Source organism: Streptomyces sp. NPDC127595, from assembly GCF_042671685.1.
Classification (GTDB): Bacteria; Actinomycetota; Actinomycetes; order Streptomycetales; family Streptomycetaceae; genus Streptomyces.
The window spans coordinates 208,317-226,285 of sequence record NZ_JBHXWK010000003.1; the positions used below are offsets into that span (position 1 = coordinate 208,317).

The window sequence follows — 17,969 nt, forward strand, 5'->3', positions numbered from 1 at the left end:
TCCGCACATCCGGTTCACTTCCGGCTCGGCGGTCACAGTCCGCACGGCAGGCTCACTTCCAGCGTGGTGGGGCCGCCGACCGGGCTGGCCAGGGCGAAGGTTCCGTCGAGTGCTTCCGTACGACGGCGGATGCCGACCAGACCGGAACCGCTCACCTCGTCCGCCCCTCCCCGCCCGTCGTCGCTGATCCGCAGCCACAGCCGGTCCTCGCGGCGGCGGACCACGACGGTGGCCTGCCGCGCCCCGCTGTGTTTGGCGATGTTGGTGAGCGCCTCGGCGACGACGAAGTAGGCGGTCGCCTCGACCGAGGCGGCGAACCGTTCGGGCACGTCGGCGTCGACCCGGCAGGGCACCGGGCAGCCGGCGGCGAGGCCGCTGAGCGCGTCGGTCAGGCTCCGGTCGGTCAGGACCGGCGGCAGGATGCTCCGTACCACCGCGCGCAGTTCGGCGAGGGCCTGCTCGGCCGCGCCCTGCGCCTGTTCCAGCATGGCGTCGGCGGCGGACGGATCGCGCTCCACGGCACGGCGGGCCGCGCCGAGCAGGACGGTGACGGCGACCATGCGGTTCTGGGTGCCGTCGTGCAACGACCGCTCGATGCGGCGCAGTTCGGTGGCGTGAGCGTCCAGGGCGGCGGCCCGGGTCGCGGTCAACTGGGCGACGCGCAGGGCGAGATCGGTACCGGGGTCGGGTGTGAGCAGCCGCCGTCCCGGCCATGCCTGGAGCCAGGCCAGGCCCGGTTCGAGGCCCACGGCGACGGCGACCCAGCCCAGGCCCAGCAGGCTGACCGCGAAGGCGCTCGGCCAGTCGTTCACGGTGATCAGGCCGAGGGAGTCGGTCGCCTCGCCCGCCGGCACGAACCGCCACCACAGCGGGAACGTGGCGTTGGTCGCCGCGGTCAGCGGCAGCGTAAGCCCGATCATGCCGAGCAGCAGACCGAGGAAGGCGTGGCTCACCAGCCAGCGCAGCTCCCGCCGGGTGGAGCGGTCCGCGAAGGCGTCCCGCAGCCGGGTCGGTCCCGTGCCGGGTTCCCGGCCGATGACCTCGGGGCCCCACTGCGACAGCCGGGTACGTTCCCGGTCGGCGACGGCCCGCACCCCGCGCAACGTGGTGGGCACCAGGAGGAAACCCACCCCGACCAGGCACGCGGCCGCGGTCGCCGCCACCCACACCAGCATGATCAGCGCCAGGACGGCGGTGCCCAACCCGCCGACGAGGTGCTCGAAGGCGTCCAGCGCGGTCCGCGCGCGGGCGAACGCGTCCCACGGGCGGGTCGGCCCCGGACCGGTGGCCGGTGCCGGGTCGTCGGCACGTGCGTGGTCGTCGGCCCGTGTCGGGTCGTGGGCCGGTATGACGTCGGTGGCATCTCGCCTAGGCATCCGCACCTCCTTGGCGGTGACCATAGGGCACTGCGCGATGCCCGCCCCCATCACCCTCACGACGCCAAGTACAGCCTGCTGTACCTCAGTTGTCTCGCTGGCCGGATCGATCGCGACGGTGATCGTTCGTAGCTTCGTGGTGTGCCCAACACCCTTACGAACCATACGAATCCCGCGAACCCCGCGGCCCCTGCGATTCCCGCGAACCCCGCGAACCCTTCCTACAAGGAGCACCCCGTGCCCGTACGTCCCCTGCTGTGGACGCTGCTGCTGCTCGGTGCCGTCGCCAACATGGTGACCTCGTCCGTCGGCGGATTCAGCGTGTACGTCGGGATCGGCCTCGGCGTCGTCACCCTGGCGTGCGCCGTCGCGCTCGTCGTCCACCACCGCGTGTCCGCCGGAGGCCGGTCATGAGGAACAGGACAGGACTCGGTACAGCACACGGGACAGGACACGCGCCCGCCGTCGAACTGGCCGGCGTCACCAAGACCTACGCCGGCGGGGTGCGCGCGCTCGACGACGTCTCCCTCACCGTGGAACGCGGCACCTTCCTGGCCGTGATGGGACCCTCCGGCTCCGGCAAGAGCACGCTGATGCACTGCGCCGCCGGGCTGGACTCGCCGACCGGCGGACAGGCCTTCATCGACGGCACGGAGATCGGCGGGCTGAACGAGACGCGCCGCACCGAACTCCGCAGGAGGAGCGTCGGGTTCATCTTCCAGGCCTACAACCTGGTGCCCTCGCTGAGCATCGAGGACAACATCATGCTGCCGCTGCGGCTGGCCGGCCGGCGGCCGGACCGGGAGTGGGTGGCCGGCCTGGTCGAGCGCGTCGGAATGACCGGACGGCTCGCGCACCGCCCCGCCGAGCTGTCCGGCGGTCAGCAGCAACGGGCCGCTATCGCAAGGGCGTTGGCGGCCAGGCCCGCTGTCGTGTTCGCCGACGAGCCGACCGGCGCGCTGGATCTGCGGACCGCCCGCGAGGTGCTCGGCCTGCTGCGCGACCTGGTGGACGGCCTCGGCCAGACCGTCGTGATGGTCACCCACGACCCGGCCGCCGCCGCGCACGCGGACCTGGCGATGGTCATGGCCGACGGGCGGGTCGTCGACACGTTCAAGGCGCCCACCGCCGCCGAACTGGCCACCTGCGTCACCAACCTGGAGACGGAGTAGTCACATGCCCAAGCACACGTCAGCACGCACGCCGGAGCCCGAGTCGAAGTCGGTTTCAGCACCCACAGTCGCGCCCGAGCCGGAGTCCCTGTCAGCGCCCACAATCGCGCCCGAGCCGGAGTCCCCGTCAGCGCCCGAGCCCGAGCCGGAGTCCCCGTCAGCGCCCGCGGTCGCGTCCACGTCGAAATCCATGCCGGCACCCGCGGCCGCGCCCGCCTCGAAGTCCCTGTCAGCGCCCATGCTGTACCTCGCCTGGCACATGGGCCGCCGCAGGATCGCCGCGCTCCTTGCGGTCACCTGCGCGACCCTCGGCGGCGCGGCGATGGTCACCGGCATCGGTGTACTCGCCGAGTCGGGGCTGCGTTCGCACGCGCCGGTGGAGCGGCTCGGCGGCGCCGATGTCGTCGTCTCCGCGAGCCAGACCTTCCACCCGGCCGGGGACCTGCCGATCAGCCTGCCGGAGCGGGCCAGGGTGCCCGTCGGCCTCGCGGGCCGGCTGGCCGAACTGCCCGGTGTGGCAGGCGCGGTGGGGGATCTGAGTTTCCCCGCAGCCGTCGTCGACGGCCGGGGCAAGGCCGTACCGGCGGACGATCCCCGTGCCGGAGGCCACGGCTGGTCCTCGACCGCCCTGCTGCCCGACGTGCGGGTCGACGGCACGGCACCGGCCGGTCCGCTCAGTGTGGCCCTGGACAAGGGCACGGCCACGGCGGCGGGCGCACGGCCAGGCGGCCGGGTCACCGTGATCGCCGCCGGGCACTCCGCCACCTACCGGGTCTCCGCGGTGGTCGACACCCCGGTGACCGGTATCTACTTCGCCGACGCCACGGCGGCGAAGCTGACCGGCTCCAAGGGCGTCGACCTGATCGCCGTACGAGCCGAGGAGGGCGCCGCCGACAAGGTCGCGGCCGAGGTCCGCCAGGCCGTCGGGCAGAGCGGTCTCACCGTCTCCACCGGAACCGCCCGGGGCGATGTCGAGTCCCCCGACGCCACCGCCGCCCGCTCCCTCCTCCCCGCCCTCGCGGCCTCGCTGGCCGGCATCACCCTGCTGGTCGTCGGCTTCATCGTGGGCGGCGCGCTGTCCGTGTCGATCGCGGCCCAGCGCCGCGAACTCGCCCTGATGCGGGCGGTGGGCGCGACGCCCCGGCAGATCCGCCGGCTCGCCGCCTCCCAGGCAGCGATCATCGCGGTCGTCGCGGCCCTCCCGGGTGTGGGCCTCGGTTACCTCCTCGCCGAGCGCTTCCGCGAGCTCCTGGTCTCCACCGGCATGCTCCCGGGCACCCTGCCGCTGACGCTCGGCCCGGTCCCCGCGGTCACGGCCGTGGTCCTCCTGACCGGCGTCGTGAGCATCGCCGCCCGCTGCGCGGCGTGGCGTACGTCGCGCATGCCGGCCACCGAGGCGGTCGCGGAGTCGCGCAGCGAACCCCGTACGCCCTCGAAGGCGCGTGCCCGCTGCGGATTCGCGCTGATCCTCCTCGCGACCGCGGGGTCGGTCGCGCCGCTGGTGATCCGTTCGCAGGCCGGAGCGGCGGCCACCGCGCTGGCCGGAATCCTCGCGGCGATCGGTCTGGCGCTGGCCGGCCCTTCGCTGGTCGGCGGGGTCACCCGGAGACTGGCGGGCAGGCTGTCGGCGAAGACGGCGGCGCCGACCTGGCTGGCCGTGTCGAACAGCCACGGGTACGCGCTGCGCGCCGCCGGAGCCATCAGCACCCTCGCGATGGCCGTGGTCTTCACCCTCACCTACACGCTCACCCAGACCACCGTGATCGCCGCCACGCACAAGGACGTCCACGACGGGACGCGGGCCCAGCTCAGCCTGACCGCCCCCGGACTCGGCGGCGTCCCCGACGACACGCTCACCGCCGTACGGCGCACGCCGGGCGTCCGCGCCGCCGCTCCCGTCACCACGACCACCGCGCTGTGGCCGTACAAGATGGCGGGCGACGACGCGATAGAGAGCGGTGCCGCGCTGGTGCTGACGCCGGCCGCCTCGGGCGTCCTCGACCTCGACGTGCGGACCGGCAGCCTGGCGGGGCTCAGCGGCGCCACCATCGCCGTCGGGACGGACCTCGCCAAGTCGCGCGACGCGCAGGTGGGCGCACGGGTCAAGCTGATCCTCGGCGACGGCACCCCGGTGACCGCCCGTGTCGTGGCGACGTACGCCCGCGGGCTCGGTTTCGGATCCGTCGTGCTCTCCCGCGACCTGGCCGTCGGTCACACCACGGCGGGCCTCGACCAGTCCGTCCTGATCCGCACGGACGGCACCGGCACCGCCCAGCGGAACATCGCCCGACTCGCCGCGTCCCGACCGGGGCTGGCCCTGGCGGACAACGCCGAGCCGGGCGGAGTGGGCGGCATCGCGCCCGAACTGTGGATCAACATCGCCGTACTCGCCGTACTCCTCGGCTATCTCCTGCTCGGCATCGCCAACAAGCTCGTCGCCGGTACCGCGGCCCGCCGCACCGAGCTCGCCACGCTCCAGATGATCGGTGCCACGCCCGCCCAGGTCCGCGCGATGATGCGCCGCGAGGCGGCCCTGATCACCGCTCTCGCGCTCCTCACGGGACCGCTGCTGTCCGCCGTCCCGCTCGCGCTGCTCTCCCTGAGCTTCCTCGGCCGCCCCTGGCCCGCGGGACCCGGCTGGCTGCTGCCGGCCATCGCGGCGGTGGTCGCCGCGATCGCCTTCCTCACCGTCGAACTGCCCACCCGCCAGGCCCTGCGCACCCCACCGGTGCACGCGCTCGCCCGTGGCTGAGCGGGCGGGGACAGCTCCGCGGTGCCGCCTCACGTGCGGCTTCCGCCCCCGAACCATCGGTCCGTCGTCGGCCTGAGCGACGTCACGTTCATGGAAGGCAGCGCACTGGCCCCGCTGTGCACGGCGTGGGAGGACTGCCACGAGCGGTTCGGGTGGACGCGCGTCGTCCACACCCGGCCGGGCATAAGCCTGCTGTTCCGGGCCGGCGCCGTCCAGGAGCGCTTCCCCCGCTACGCGACCGCCCGGGACGCCCGGCGCGGAGGGACCGCCGGTCCCCGCGAGTGGCACACCCGGGCGGGCGACCTGTCCGCGTGAGGTACGGCGCCTCAACGGAGCGTGCGGAAGCCCGCCTTGACCTGGTCGAAGACGGGGCGGAAGGTGTCCCACTGCTTGTCGGGTGCCGAGAGATAGATGTCGTACTCCCTGTCACCCTCCCGCCCGAAGCCGAAGTCGATGGCACGGAAGGCCCGGACCCGTCCCTCGAAGGTGAACTCCCATACGGCCGCGGGCTGCCCTTGGAAGGTGGTGCGCTGCATGCGCAGTTTCCGGTACGTGGAGTAGTTGACCTTGGTGTTCGCCTCGATGTTCGTGAAGTGCGAGACGGGGTTGGGGCCCGCGGGGTCCACGATGTCGATCGTGAGCCCGGCGAGGCCCGTGGTGTCGGCGAAGTTGGCCTCTTCGCTCGTCGCCTTGCCGCGGGTCCAGCCGTCCGGGACAGGGAAGGCGATGCCCAGCGTCTTCTCCGTGACCAGGTGATAGCCCGCGGGGACGGGGGGAGGGGCGGACGCGGTCGCGGGCGTGGTCGCGGGTGTGGTGCCGGCGGTCTGGGCGGTGCCGCCCGCGCCTCCGTCGCCGTGGCGCGACACGACGTAGATGCCGCCCGCGGTGACGGCGGCTGCCACCATCACGGCCGCCGCGCTCCAGCCGAACGCGCGCCGCTTCCTTCCGGACCGAGCCGGGACCGGGGCCGGCATCGGTGAAGGCTCCCGTCGGGTGGGTGCGGGCGGCGCCTGCGCACCCGGCGTGAACACCGTCGGCGCCTCTCCATCCCCCACAGGCACCGCGCGCAGCGCTCGTTCCGTCTCCTCCGCGGACGGCCGCGCGTCCGGGTCCTTGGCCAGCAGCGCTTCGACGAGGGGTTCGAGCGGCCCGGCGTGCTTCATGGGCTCTAGGGGGTCGGCGACGACGGAGTACGCCGTCTCCACCGCCGTGTCCTTACGGAACGGGGGCCGCCCCTCGACGGCCTGGAACAGGGTCGCTCCCAGCGCCCAGAGGTCGGCGGCGGGCCCCGGTCGGTGGCCCCGCATCCGCTCGGGCGCGATGTAGTCGACCGACCCGACGAGCTCGCCGGTCTTCGTCAGCGTCGAGGTGCCGCTCGCCATCGCGATACCGAAGTCGGTGAGGACGACACGGCCGCCGGCACCCAGGAGTACGTTGCCGGGCTTCACGTCACGGTGCAGGACCCCGGCCGCGTGCGCGGCCCGCAGCGCGGCGACCATGCCGAGCCCGATCCGGGCGGCCTCGCCGGGCGGGACTGTCCCGCCGCCCTTGAGCAGCTCACCGAGGGTCGTCGAGGGCACGTACTCCATGACGATGCAGGGCAGCCCCTCGTCATCGACGACGTCATGGACGACGACCACGTTGGGATGGGCGATACGGGCGGCGCTGCGCGCCTCACGCCGGGTGCGTTCGTAGAGCGTGGCGAGCTCGTCGTCGGTGAGGTGGCGCTGGACATGCAGCCGCTTCAGCGCGACGTCCCGGCTGAGAACCTCGTCCTGGGCCCGCCACACGGTGCCCATGCCACCGCGCCCGATCTGCTCGGCCAACCGGTACCGCCCGGCGATCAGCCGCCCCTCGTCCGACACAACGCGCCCTCGCCGACTCTCTCCGTGCCACGTGTCACCCGCCACGTGCTGCGTTCCGCGTTCTAGCTGCTTGTGGTGTTCGATTCGCGTCGACACCATAACCGGCGCAGGTTGCGGGACCGCCTCGGCAGGTCGCCCGACCGCTCCGCAAGACGGGCGGCCGGCTCCCCGTATCGTGACGCGTATGCAGTCCTACACAATCGGCCAGGCCGCCCGACTGCTCGGCGTGAGCCCGGACACCGCCCGGCGGTGGGCGGACGCCGGGCGGGTTGCCACCCACCGGGACGACGGCGGGCGGCGGCTCATCGACGGCCGGGATCTGGCCGCGTTCTCCGTGGAACTGGCGAAGACCGGCGGTGAGGAGGACGTCGCCTCCTACACCTCCGTACGGAACGCGTTCGCGGGCATCGTCACCGCCGTCAAGCTCGGTGACGTCGCCGCCCAGGTGGAGATCCAGGCCGGGCCGCACCGGCTGGTCTCCCTCCTCACCCGGGAGGCTGTCGAGGAACTGGGCCTGGAGGTCGGCATGGAGGCCACCGCGAGGGTGAAGTCGACGAACGTGCACATCGACCGGAGCTAGGGCCCGCTCACCTCCGTCAGCTGGACGTCATGGCCGTCAGGTTGTCGTCGACGTCGAGTACGAGTGCGCCCCCGTGCCCGCCAGCGCGCCCCCGTCGACGATCAGGTACTCGTCCCGGATCGGGGTGCCGTCGAAGAACGACTCCAGGATCTCCCGGGTGCCCGCCGCGTAACGGGCCTGCGCGGAGAGCGAGGAACCGGAGATGTGCGGGGTCATCCCGTGGTGCGGCATGGTGCGCCAGGGGTGATCCGCAGGGGCGGGCTGCGGATACCAGACGTCGCCCGCGTACCCCGCCAACTGCCCGCTCCGCAGGGCACGGTCGACCGCGTCGCGGTCCACGATCTTCGCCCTGGCCGTGTTGATCAGATACGCGCCGCGCTTCATCGCACCGAGCAGCTCGTCCCCGAACAGCCCCTCCGTCTCCGGGTGCAGCGGCGCGTTGATGGTGACGACGTCGCAGTGCGGGGCCATGTCCTGCGAGCTCTCGTGCCAGGTCAGGCCCAGCTCCTCCTCGGTCTCGCGCGGCAGCCGGTGGCGGTCCGTGTAGTGCAGCTTCACGTCGAAGGGCGCCAGGCGGCGCAGCACCGCGAGCCCGATCCGCCCGGCGGCGACCGTGCCGACGTGCATGCCTTCGAGGTCGTACGACCGCGCCACGCAGTCGGCGATGTTCCAGCCGCCGTCCAGGACCACCTGGTGCGAGGGGAGGTAGTTCCGTACGAGCGAGAGCGTCATCATCACCACGTGCTCGGCGACGCTGATGCTGTTGCAGTACGTCACCTCGGCGACCGTCACACCGCGCGCGATGGCCGAGTCGAGGTCGACGTGGTCGGAGCCGATACCCGCCGTGACCGCCAGCTTCAGGTTCTTGGCGGCGGCGATGCGCTCGGGGGTCAGGTAGGCCGGCCAGAACGGCTGCGAGATCACGATGTCCGCGTCGGGCAGCTCACGGTCGAAGACCGAGCCCTCGCCGTCCTTGTCGGAGGTGACGACCAGGGTGTGGCCGCGCTCCTCCAGGAAGCGGCGCAGGCCCAGCTCGCCGGTCACGCTGCCGAGCAGGTGGCCGGGGGTGAAGTCGGTCGCCTTCGGGGTGGGCGTGGTCTGGCCGCCGGGGTAGTGGTCGATGACGGGCAGATCGTCCCGGGCGTACGTCTTCGGGTATCCGTCGGTCGGGTCGTCGTACAGAACGCAGAGCACCTTGGCCATGTCGCGGCTCTCCTCAACTCCGTTGTGTGAAGGTGCTCTTCACCATCCTCGGGGTCGAATCCGCAGGTCAAAGCGAACGTTGTTATGCCGAGATAGCCGGCGGCTATCTGCCCGGCGGCCGCGCTACTCCCGTATCTCCTCCAGGTACGTGTGCAGCAGCGCGTCCAGCGCGTCGCGCACCCCCGCCTCCCGTGCCACCTTCAGCAGCGCCTCCGCGAGCACGGACTGCGGATCCCCCTCGGCCACCACGAGCCCCACCCGCGGCCCGTGCGCGGGACCCTTCAGCGGTACCACCCGCATCCCCTCCGGTACGCCGAACATGTGCAGCCAGGCGTGCGAGATCACGCTGGACCAGCGGCCGCCGGGCAGATGCGCGTACAGCCCGGCCACGCTGTCCGACTCGATCGCGGGCTCGGCCTTGGCGCCGTCGGCGGTGAAGCACTCGTCGATGATCCGGCGGTTGCGCATCCGGGGGCTCAGCAGGCACAGGGGCAGCACCGCCGCCTCCGCCCAGCGGGCCGACGACGCGGCGGCCAGCGGGCCGTCGACGGGAGTGAGCAGCACGTACCGCTCCTCGTACAGCGGAAACCGGCGTACGTGCCGCAGCTCGTCGTCGTCCAGATACGTCATCGCCGCGTCCAGCTCGAACTCGGCGAACCCGTGGGTGATCTCGGCGGACGACAGTGACTCCAGGCTGACCCTGGCCTGCGGGTGGCGCTCGCAGAACGGGTTGGTGAGGAGGGAGGCGGCGGGCAGCGCGGTGGGGACGATGCCGAGGCGCAGGGTGCCGGTCAGGCCGCCGCGCAGCGCCGACAGCTCCTGGCGCAGGGCGTCCCGCTCCGCGAGGATGCGGTGCGCCCAGGCGAGGACGACCTCGCCCTCCGGGGTCAGCCCCTCGTACCGTCTGGCCCGCCGCACGATCGGCACGTCCAGCTCGTGCTCCAGGCGCCGGATCGCGGCGGACAGGGACGGCTGCGACACAAAACAGGCGGCCGCCGCCCGCGCGAAATGCCGCTCCCGGGCGAGCGCGACCAGGTACTCAAGCTGACGCAGCAGCATCAGTCACCTCCGCTATGACGGTACCCGGGCAACGACAAGCTCGGTACGAACGCACATACCAGCACTACCGACCGATCACACGGCTCATGCAAAGTGACAGGAGACTTATGGCTTGCATATGCGGAAGTATGATCCGCACATACCTTCCCGAGGGAGTAGTCCTGTGCTCACCCGTTCCGTTCGCCTCGCCGGAGGCACCGCCGCCGCGCTCCTGGCGCTCAGCGCCTGCTCCTCCTCCGACTCCAACACGTCTTCGTCATCATCGTCATCGTCGTCGTCGTCGGACAGCTCGGCCTCCGCCTCCCCGGAGCTCTCCGGCACGGTGACCGTCTTCGCCGCGGCCTCGCTCCAGGAGAGCTTCACGACGCTGGGCAAGGACTTCGAGAAGGCCCACCCCGGCACGAAGGTGACATTCAGCTTCGGCGGCAGTGACACGCTCGCCGCGAGCATCACCGGGGGCGCGCCGGCCGATGTGTTCGCCTCCGCGAGCCCCAAGACGATGGCGATCGTGACGGACGCGAAGGACGCGTCCGGCACCCCCGCCACCTTCGCGCGCAACCAGCTGGAGATCGCGACCCTGCCCGGCAACCCCGACAGGATCGCCTCCCTGAAGGACCTCACCAAGTCCGGCCTCAAGGTCGTGCTCTGCGACGAGACCGTCCCGTGCGGCGCCGCCGCGCAGAAGGCGCTGGACGCGAGCGGCCTCAAGCTCACCCCGGTCTCCTACGAGCAGGACGTCAAGAGCGCCCTGACGAAGGTGGAGCTGAAGGAGGCCGACGCCGCCGTCGTCTACAAGACCGATGTGAACGCTGCGGGTGACAAGGTGGAGGGCGTGGACTTCCCCGAGTCGGCCGAGGCCATCAACGACTACCCGATCACCCTGCTCAAGGACGCGCCCAACGCGGCCGCGGCGAAGGCGTTCATCGCGCTGGTCCAGTCCGCCGAGGGCCAGCAGGTGCTGACGACCGCCGGGTTCCTGAAGCCGTGACCGAGCCCGCCCCCGACAGCTCCGACGCCGCGACCGACACCGACACCGTCACCGGTGGGCCACGGCGTCGGCGTGTCCGGGGTGGCGGCGGGGTGCCGGGCAGGCGGAGCGGGGGCCCCGGCAAGCGGGGCGGGGGGCTCGGCAAGCGGAGCAGAGTCCCCGGCAGGAGCAGAGTCCCCGGCCTCCGGGGCGGGGTGCCGCTTCCTCTCCTCCTGCCTGCCCTCGTAGGGCTGGCCTTCCTGCTCCTCCCCCTCGTCGCACTGCTCCTACGGGCCCCCTGGCGCAGCCTCCCGGACCAGCTCACCAGTGCGGAGGTCTGGCAGGCCCTCCAGCTCTCCCTGTTCACCGCGACGGCGGCCACCGCCGTGAGCCTGGTCCTCGGGGTGCCGCTCGCCTGGCTGCTTGCCCGCACGGACTTCCCGGGACGCGGCTTCGTACGCGCGCTGGTCACCCTGCCCCTGGTGCTGCCCCCGGTCGTCGGCGGTGTCGCGCTGCTCCTTGCCCTCGGCCGCAACGGCGTCGTCGGGCAGTGGCTGGACTCGGCCTTCGGGATCACACTGCCGTTCACCACGGCGGGGGTGGTGGTCGCCGAGGCGTTCGTCGCGATGCCGTTCCTGGTCATCAGCGTGGAGGGCACGCTCCGGGCCGCCGATCCGCGCTACGAGGAGGCCGCGACGACGCTGGGCGCCTCCCGTTTCACCGCGTTCCGCCGGGTCACCCTGCCGCTGATCGCGCCCGGCGTGGCGGCGGGCGCCGTACTGGCCTGGGCCCGCGCGCTCGGCGAGTTCGGCGCGACGATCACCTTCGCGGGGAACTTCCCCGGCCGTACGCAGACCATGCCGCTGGCGGTATACCTGGCCCTCCAGAACGACCCGGCCGCCGCAATAGCCCTCAGCCTGGTCCTGCTCGCCGTATCGATCGCGGTACTGGCCTGCCTGCGCGACCGCTGGATGACGGGAGTGTCATGAGTACCGGCCCATCCCGCACGACGGAGGCGGTCATGAGGACCGGCCCATCCCGCACGACGGAGGTGGTCATGACGACAGACGTATCCCGCACGACGGAGGTGTCATGACGACCGATGTATCCCCCGCGTCCGACAAGGGCCTCGGCAGGGGCCTCGACACCCGTCTCGTCGTCGACCGGGGCTCCTTCCACCTCGACGTCACCCTCACCGCCGCCCCCGGCGACGTCGTCGCGCTCCTCGGCCCGAACGGCGCGGGCAAGACCACCGCGCTGCGCGCCCTGGCCGGACTCACCCCGCTCTCCGCCGGCGGTCATCTGCGCCTGGACGGCAGCGACTTGGACCGTACGCCGCCCGAGTCCCGTCCCGTGGGCGTCGTCTTCCAGGACTATCTGCTCTTCCCGCACCTCACCGCTCTCGACAACGTCGCCTTCGGGCCGCGCTGCCAGGGCGTGCCGAAGGCGGAGGCCCGCGCCCAGGCCGCCGGCTGGCTGGACCGGATGGGTCTGGCCGAGCACGCGGGCGCCAAGCCCCGCCGGCTGTCCGGCGGTCAGGCCCAGCGCGTCGCCCTCGCCCGCGCGCTGGCCACCCACCCCCGGCTGCTCCTGCTCGACGAGCCGCTCGCCGCACTCGACGCCCGCACCCGCCTCGACGTACGTGCCCAACTCCGGCGCCATCTGGCCGACTTCGAGGCCGTCGCAATACTGGTGACGCACGACCCGCTGGACGCGATGGTGCTGGCGGACCGGCTGGTGGTCATCGAGGACGGCCGCGCGGTCCAGGACGGCACCCCGTCGGACATCGCGCGCCATCCGCGTACGGACTACATCGCCCAGCTCGTCGGCCTGAACCTCTACCGGGGGCGGGCGGACGGCCACACGGTACGGCTCGACGCGGGTCCGGCGATCACGACGACCGAGGACCTCACCGGTCCCGTCTTCGTGGCCTTCCCGCCGAGCGCCGTCACCCTCCACCGCGACCGCCCCACCGGCTCCAGCGCCCGCAACCTGTGGAGTTGCGAGGTCAGCGGCCTGGAAACACACGGCGACCAGATCCGCGCGGACCTCACCGGCGAACTCCCGCTGGCCGCCGACCTCACCACCGTCGCCGCCGCCGAACTCGACCTGCGTCCGGGCGCGCCCGTCTGGGCGACGGTCAAGGCGGCGCAGACGCACGCGTATCCGGCGTGAGCGGCCGGGAACGTCCCCTCAAGGCCCCCGATCCGCCAGCACGAGGAGCGGGCGGAATGCCCGGTATGCGCGCGGTCCACCGGCCTCTCGTTGATGTTCAGTGGCTTCACCTCCGCGCTCTCCTCCGCCGGCGCTTGGGCAACCACCTCCAGCTCAGCGACGCGACCGGCTGCGGGCAGGCCCAAGAGCGACGCAGCGGCCTGCCGGACCAGAACTCCAGCGTCGTCGAGGAGCCTCAGGAGTTCAGGAACTGCTGGAACTGCTGGAACTGCTTGTCGAAGTCGCGAGGATCCTCGCTCAGCGACGCCTTGACCATCGCGGTGAACTCGTCGACGACCACCTCGAACGCATCGGCCTCGACACCGTCGAGAGCGATACGTGCGACATCGGCCGGGTCCATCTTGGGTACGTCGTAGCCCTTCATCATGTCGGTGTCCGCCGCTCCGAGGTGCACCGAGGTGACGCTCGTGCCCTGCCCGGCCAGTTCCTGGCGCAGGGCGTTGCCCATGCTCCAGACGGCGGCCTTCGAGACCGCGTAGGCGCTGCTGCCGGGGAAGACGAACCAGGACGCCGACGAGGCGATGTTCACCATCGCGCCCCCGCCGTTCGCCGCGAGGACCGGCGCGAAGGCGCGGGCCATGGACAGCGTGCCCCAGAAGTTCACGTCCAGCGCGGCACGGACAGCGTCCAGGTCACCGAGCAGGGCGCCTCCGCCGATTCCGGCGTTGTTGACGAGCAGGTCGACGTCGCCCGCCGCGCGAGCCGCCGCCTCAACGGCGAGAGGGTCGGAGATGTCCAGGGCGAGGACCTCGACACCGTCGAGATCGATCGACCCGGGTCGACGGGCGGTCGCGTAGACCTTCGCGCCCCGCTCGACTAGCTGGGCGGCAAGATGGCGGCCGATGCCGCGGTTGGCTCCCGTGACGAGCGCGGTGGCTCCGTGGATGTTCATAGGACGTAGGCTAAAACCTCACGTCGACGTGAGGATCAAGTCCGTTCCGCCCAGGAGGTGCCATGCGTATCGGAAAGGTGGCCGAAGGCGCTGGGGTCAGCGTCCGCGCGCTGCGGTACTACGAGGAGCAGGGGCTCGTCATCGCCGACCGCAGCCCCAGCGGCCACCGGCAGTATCCCGAGTCCGCCGTTGAGCGGGTGAAGTTCATACAGCTTCTCTACTCGGCCGGGCTGAGCAGCAAAGCGATCTTGCAGGTCCTGCCCTTCCTGGACACCCTCGTCGCGACTCCACGGATGACACAGCGACTCAAGGACGAACGCGACCGCATCCGGACCCAGATCGACGACCTGACCAGAGCGCACGACCGACTCGATGAGCTGATCGGCCTCGCCACCAAGTCCGCGGTCTCTCCAGCTACCTGCTCGGCGAACGCGGATGCCGCCACATGATCGACCGGACCTCCTCGCCCCGTTCGAATTTGGGCCGGCCAAAGTCTCGCCAGGATCGAAAGCGGGCACTAAAAGGGACCTTGTGACACCGACCCCTCGCGATCCCGAGTCCCCTGCCTCCACCAAGCGTCCCGCTTCCGAGACCCCGGCGCTGGCCGCCGCGCTGGGCATGCGACGGCACCCGGAAGGCGGCTGGTTCGTCGAAACCTGGCGGTCGCCGCAAACCTTCCGTCCCGACGGCTACCCCGGCCCCCGTGCCGTCGCTACCGGTATCTACTTCCTGCTCGGCCCGGGCGACACCTCCGCCTGGCACACGGTCCGTTCCGACGAACTCTGGCTCTGGCACCGCGGCGGCCCACTGGAACTCCTCCTCGGCGGCGACGCCGACCAGCCGGGCGGGGCCCCGGAAGTCATCCGCCTCGGCCCCGGCGTGGAGAACGGCGAACGCCCTCAAGCCCTCGTACCCGGCGGCATCTGGCAGTCCGCCCACCCGGCCACCGACCAGGAGGTCCTGGTCAGCTGCGTCGTGGCCCCCGGCTTCGACTACGCGGACTTCCGGCTCATCGACTCCGGGGACTGAGGCCCAGGGCGATGCCGGTCAGGCGTGCGACGCGTGGATTCGGGCCAGCAGCGCGGCGAGCCCGTCCGGGGTGACAGGGAGTATTCGGGTGGGGCCGTCGCCAGCCTGGGGAACACCCCAGCCGGAGACAAGTGGAGGAAGATCCTGAGCTTCGTCAGTTACTTCCCCGGCCGGGGAAGTGTCCGCGAGACGGCGTACCTCGAAGGCAAGGCCGAAGGCAAAGCTGAAGGTGAGGCCGAAGGTGAGGCGTCGCTGATCCTGCGCGTGCTCGAGAAGAACGGTGTCCCGGTCCCCGAGGGCACCCACGACCGCATCACCTCCTGCACCGACCTCGAGGTCCTCACCCTCTGGTTCGACCGTGCCCTCACAGCCACCCGCGCGGATGACCTGCTCACCGGGGAATCTGCCGAGCCCTGACGCTCCGGAATGGAGGGCGCGGGCCGCGGGCTCCGGCGTCACCCTTCGTAGCTGGTGTCCGGTGGTCACGCCGGAGCGCGCAGTGCCGTCTCGATCTGCGTGAGCCAGTGCTCGACGGGCCCGAAGGTGAGCAACCCGCTTCCCGCGCCCGCGAGTTCCCCGGCCGCCGGGAGGAGCCGGGCGTAGCAGCACTCCAGCGCCGCCCGGTCGTCCAGGGCGAGGGCGGCGCGGGCCTCCAGACAGCACAGGGCCTCGTACAACAGGTCCCGGGGCGGCTCGGGCACGGCACGCAGCGCGACGGCCGCCTCCGCCCGGCGGCCCGCCGCCAGGAGGAGCAGCGGTTCGGCCCAGGGGCGGTACGGGCCCCAGTCCGCGTACGGGCCCCAGTCCGCGCACGGGCCCCAGTCCGCGTACGGGCCCCCGTCCACGCACGGGCCCCCGTCCACGCACGGGCCCCCGTCCACGCACGGGCCCCCGTCCACGCACGGGCCCCCGTCCACGCACGGGCCCCCGTCCACGCACGGATCCCCGCCGCTCGGCGGCACCCGCACCCGCACCCGCAGGCTCAGCAGGGCCAGGGCGAGGAGCCCGCGTTCCAGGCCGGGCATCCCGGCGCCGTCCAGGCGCGCGGCGGCGGCCCGGTAGTTGGCCTCCGCCTCCTCCCGGTGGTCCGAGGCGGCGGCCAGCCGCAACGCCGCGTACCACTCGGTGAACACGCCCACCAGCGGCAGTTCATGACGCTCCGCCAGGCGATCGGCCGCGGCGGCGTGTTCGTCCGCCGTACGGAAGTCGGCGAGGGCGCTGCGGGACTGGACCCGGATGAGATGGCCGAGGACCTCGTAGGTCGTCAGGCCGTGCCGGGCGGACACGGCGATCAGTTCCGCGCCGATCCCGTCCCGCCGCGCGGCGAGACCGGCCCGGCTGAAGGACTGCATGAACGTCCCGTTCAGGGCGAACACCAGCAGCGCCGGGTCGTCGAGACGGCGGGCGATCGCCTCCGCCTCGCGGGCGGCTTCCGGTCCGCGGGGCGCGTGCGTACCGCGTGACTCCAGCGCGATCGTGGCCAGCAGGCGGCAGCGCGCTCCGTCATACGCCGGGCCCTTCGGCAGGGCGGCGAGAGTCCGCTCGGCGGCCGCGACCAGGCGCTCGGCCAGGTCGGGATCATCCACGCGCGTCCAGATCGCCGGGACGTCGTACGCGCCGATCACCCGGGCGGTCAGCTCCACGTCCCCGGACTCCTCCGCCGCCGCGACCACCGCCATACGGTGTTCCCGCGCCGCCTCCAGCCCGCCGCCGCCGGTCACCGCGAGGTTCCGCAGCAGCCCGACGGCCGACTCGAGCCGGGCGCGTGGGCCCGTACCGACGGTGCGGTCGTAGGCGGCGGAGGTCTGTGTCCAGACCTGCGCGACGGCGTCGTCGGGGTGCGGGCCGTGGGGTTTTTCGCCCCCTCCGCCCCTACCCGTCCCTCGTTCCTGGGGGCTCCGCCCCCAGACCCCCGCGTCGCGCTGAACGCGCTCGTCCTCAAACGCCGGACGGGCTGGGATCAGCCCCTCCGGCGTTTGAGGAATGGGCAGGGGCGGAGGGGGCGAAAACCCACCCCCGCCCAACCCCTCCGCCTGCGCCAAGATGTCCGCCTCAAGCCGCCGCAGCCCCGGCCCGGGATCCAGCCCCAACTCGTCGGCCAACGCAACCCGCGCCCGCCGCAGCACAGCCAGCGCATCCCCCTGCCGCCCGGCCCGATAGAGCGCAAGGGAGAGCAGCCCCCAGGCATCCTCCCGCCAGGGATGCTCGGCAACGTGCGCGTCGAGATCGGGAACCGCCTCTCCCGCACGGCCCAGCGCCAGCTGAGCCGCAGCACGCCCCTCGACCGCCTGAAGCCGCAGCTCGGCAAGCCGGGCGCGCTCCGCCCGAGCCCACCCTTCCCCCGCGAACTCGGCATACGCGGGCCCCCGCCACCACCCGAGCGCCACCTCCAGCCTCCCGAGCGCGTCCTCGGCGGGCAGCTTCACGGCATCAGCGACAGCCGCCTCGAACCGCCACGCGTCCACCGCGTCCGGCGGGACACGCAAGGCGTACCCGGGCCCCTCGGTGACCAGCAGCCGAGCCGGCGTCCGCGGCAACCGCTCAGGCTCCAGCGCCCGGCGGAGCGCACCGACGAAGGTCTGCACCGCACCCACGGCTCCCGGCGGCGGGTCCTCCCACAGGTCGTCGACCAGCCGGGCGACCGGCACGACCCGCCGACGGGCCACGATCAGCCGGGCGAGCACGGCCCGGTGCCGCGGCCCCTTCAACGCGAGCGAGTCCCCGTCACGCTCGGCCACGACGGCCCCGAGCACCCCGAAAACGACCCGCTGCTCCACGCCACCACCCTCTCCGGCCGCCCACCCGCCACCGTACGCGCGCTGATTCACCGCTGATTCAC

General features: G+C 72.5%; 17 protein-coding genes. 11 read left to right on the top strand and 6 right to left on the bottom strand.

Annotated elements, in window-relative coordinates; all coding sequences use genetic code 11:
- Nucleotides 1-32: 32 nt before the first annotated feature.
- Entirely contained in the window at nt 33-1,376 is a 1,344-nt protein-coding gene (locus ACFVKT_RS11940; RefSeq protein ID WP_385730286.1) for a sensor histidine kinase, read from the bottom strand.
- A gap of 237 nt (nt 1,377-1,613) precedes the next feature.
- On the opposite strand from ACFVKT_RS11940, the gene ACFVKT_RS11945 reads away from it, so the two are divergent.
- From ACFVKT_RS11945 to ACFVKT_RS11960, 4 genes are all read left to right on the top strand, one after another.
- Nucleotides 1,614-1,790, top strand: coding sequence for a hypothetical protein (locus ACFVKT_RS11945; RefSeq protein ID WP_385730288.1), 177 nt, complete (start codon nt 1,614-1,616; stop codon nt 1,788-1,790).
- Entirely contained in the window at nt 1,787-2,548 is a 762-nt protein-coding gene (locus ACFVKT_RS11950) for an ABC transporter ATP-binding protein (protein ID WP_385730290.1), read from the top strand. The genes ACFVKT_RS11945 and ACFVKT_RS11950 overlap by 4 nt, the downstream gene beginning before the upstream one ends.
- A gap of 238 nt (nt 2,549-2,786) precedes the next feature.
- Nucleotides 2,787-5,300: an FtsX-like permease family protein gene (locus tag ACFVKT_RS11955; RefSeq protein ID WP_385731051.1), complete on the top strand. Its 2,514-nt coding sequence runs from the start codon at nt 2,787-2,789 to the stop codon at nt 5,298-5,300.
- 33 nt (nt 5,301-5,333) lie between these two features.
- On the top strand, nt 5,334-5,615 hold the full coding sequence (locus tag ACFVKT_RS11960; protein ID WP_385730292.1) for a hypothetical protein: 282 nt from the start codon (nt 5,334-5,336) through the stop codon (nt 5,613-5,615).
- Between the two features lie 11 nt (nt 5,616-5,626).
- On the opposite strand, the gene ACFVKT_RS11965 is transcribed toward ACFVKT_RS11960, so the two are convergent.
- Nucleotides 5,627-7,165, bottom strand: coding sequence for a protein kinase (locus ACFVKT_RS11965; RefSeq protein WP_385730294.1), 1,539 nt, complete (start codon nt 7,163-7,165; stop codon nt 5,627-5,629).
- A gap of 184 nt (nt 7,166-7,349) precedes the next feature.
- Here ACFVKT_RS11965 and ACFVKT_RS11970 point away from each other — a divergent pair, with 184 nt between their 5' ends.
- Nucleotides 7,350-7,745 carry a molybdopterin-binding protein gene (locus tag ACFVKT_RS11970; protein WP_385730297.1) on the top strand — a complete coding sequence of 132 codons (396 nt, stop codon included), beginning with the start codon at nt 7,350-7,352 and terminating at the stop codon, nt 7,743-7,745.
- Nucleotides 7,746-7,781: 36 nt separating this feature from the next.
- On the opposite strand, the gene ACFVKT_RS11975 is transcribed toward ACFVKT_RS11970, so the two are convergent.
- Together ACFVKT_RS11975 and ACFVKT_RS11980 are read right to left on the bottom strand one after the other, a co-directional pair.
- Nucleotides 7,782-8,948 carry an NAD-dependent formate dehydrogenase gene (locus ACFVKT_RS11975; protein ID WP_385730299.1) on the bottom strand — a complete coding sequence of 389 codons (1,167 nt, stop codon included), beginning with the start codon at nt 8,946-8,948 and terminating at the stop codon, nt 7,782-7,784.
- A gap of 123 nt (nt 8,949-9,071) precedes the next feature.
- Nucleotides 9,072-10,007, bottom strand: a complete 936-nt coding sequence (locus tag ACFVKT_RS11980) for a LysR substrate-binding domain-containing protein (protein WP_385730301.1) — start codon at nt 10,005-10,007, stop codon at nt 9,072-9,074.
- Nucleotides 10,008-10,170: 163 nt separating this feature from the next.
- On the opposite strand from ACFVKT_RS11980, the gene modA reads away from it, so the two are divergent.
- From modA to ACFVKT_RS11995, 3 genes are all read left to right on the top strand, one after another.
- Entirely contained in the window at nt 10,171-10,995 is an 825-nt protein-coding gene (gene modA, locus ACFVKT_RS11985) for a molybdate ABC transporter substrate-binding protein (RefSeq protein ID WP_385730303.1), read from the top strand.
- Nucleotides 10,992-11,963: a molybdate ABC transporter permease subunit gene (gene modB, locus ACFVKT_RS11990; RefSeq protein ID WP_385730305.1), complete on the top strand. Its 972-nt coding sequence runs from the start codon at nt 10,992-10,994 to the stop codon at nt 11,961-11,963. Before modA ends, modB begins: the two co-directional genes overlap by 4 nt.
- A 103-nt stretch (nt 11,964-12,066) precedes the next feature.
- Nucleotides 12,067-13,149, top strand: coding sequence for an ABC transporter ATP-binding protein (locus ACFVKT_RS11995; protein WP_385730307.1), 1,083 nt, complete (start codon nt 12,067-12,069; stop codon nt 13,147-13,149).
- 235 nt (nt 13,150-13,384) lie between these two features.
- Here the strand turns inward: ACFVKT_RS11995 and ACFVKT_RS12000 are convergent, their stop codons facing one another.
- Nucleotides 13,385-14,101 (bottom strand): SDR family oxidoreductase, encoded by a 717-nt coding sequence (locus tag ACFVKT_RS12000; protein WP_385730309.1) that lies wholly within the window; start codon nt 14,099-14,101, stop codon nt 13,385-13,387.
- Nucleotides 14,102-14,163: 62 nt separating this feature from the next.
- Between ACFVKT_RS12000 and ACFVKT_RS12005 the strand changes: the two genes are divergently transcribed.
- From ACFVKT_RS12005 to ACFVKT_RS12015, 3 genes are all read left to right on the top strand, one after another.
- Nucleotides 14,164-14,550, top strand: coding sequence for a MerR family transcriptional regulator (locus tag ACFVKT_RS12005; RefSeq protein WP_385730311.1), 387 nt, complete (start codon nt 14,164-14,166; stop codon nt 14,548-14,550).
- Nucleotides 14,551-14,632: 82 nt separating this feature from the next.
- Nucleotides 14,633-15,130 (top strand): cupin domain-containing protein, encoded by a 498-nt coding sequence (locus ACFVKT_RS12010; RefSeq protein ID WP_385730312.1) that lies wholly within the window; start codon nt 14,633-14,635, stop codon nt 15,128-15,130.
- A 24-nt stretch (nt 15,131-15,154) separates the two neighbouring features.
- On the top strand, nt 15,155-15,547 hold the full coding sequence (locus ACFVKT_RS12015; RefSeq protein ID WP_385730314.1) for a hypothetical protein: 393 nt from the start codon (nt 15,155-15,157) through the stop codon (nt 15,545-15,547).
- A 65-nt stretch (nt 15,548-15,612) separates the two neighbouring features.
- On the opposite strand, the gene ACFVKT_RS12020 is transcribed toward ACFVKT_RS12015, so the two are convergent.
- Complete coding sequence (locus tag ACFVKT_RS12020; RefSeq protein ID WP_385730316.1) at nt 15,613-17,907, bottom strand: BTAD domain-containing putative transcriptional regulator; 2,295 nt, start codon at nt 17,905-17,907, stop codon at nt 15,613-15,615.
- Between the last annotated feature and the right edge of the window lie 62 nt (nt 17,908-17,969).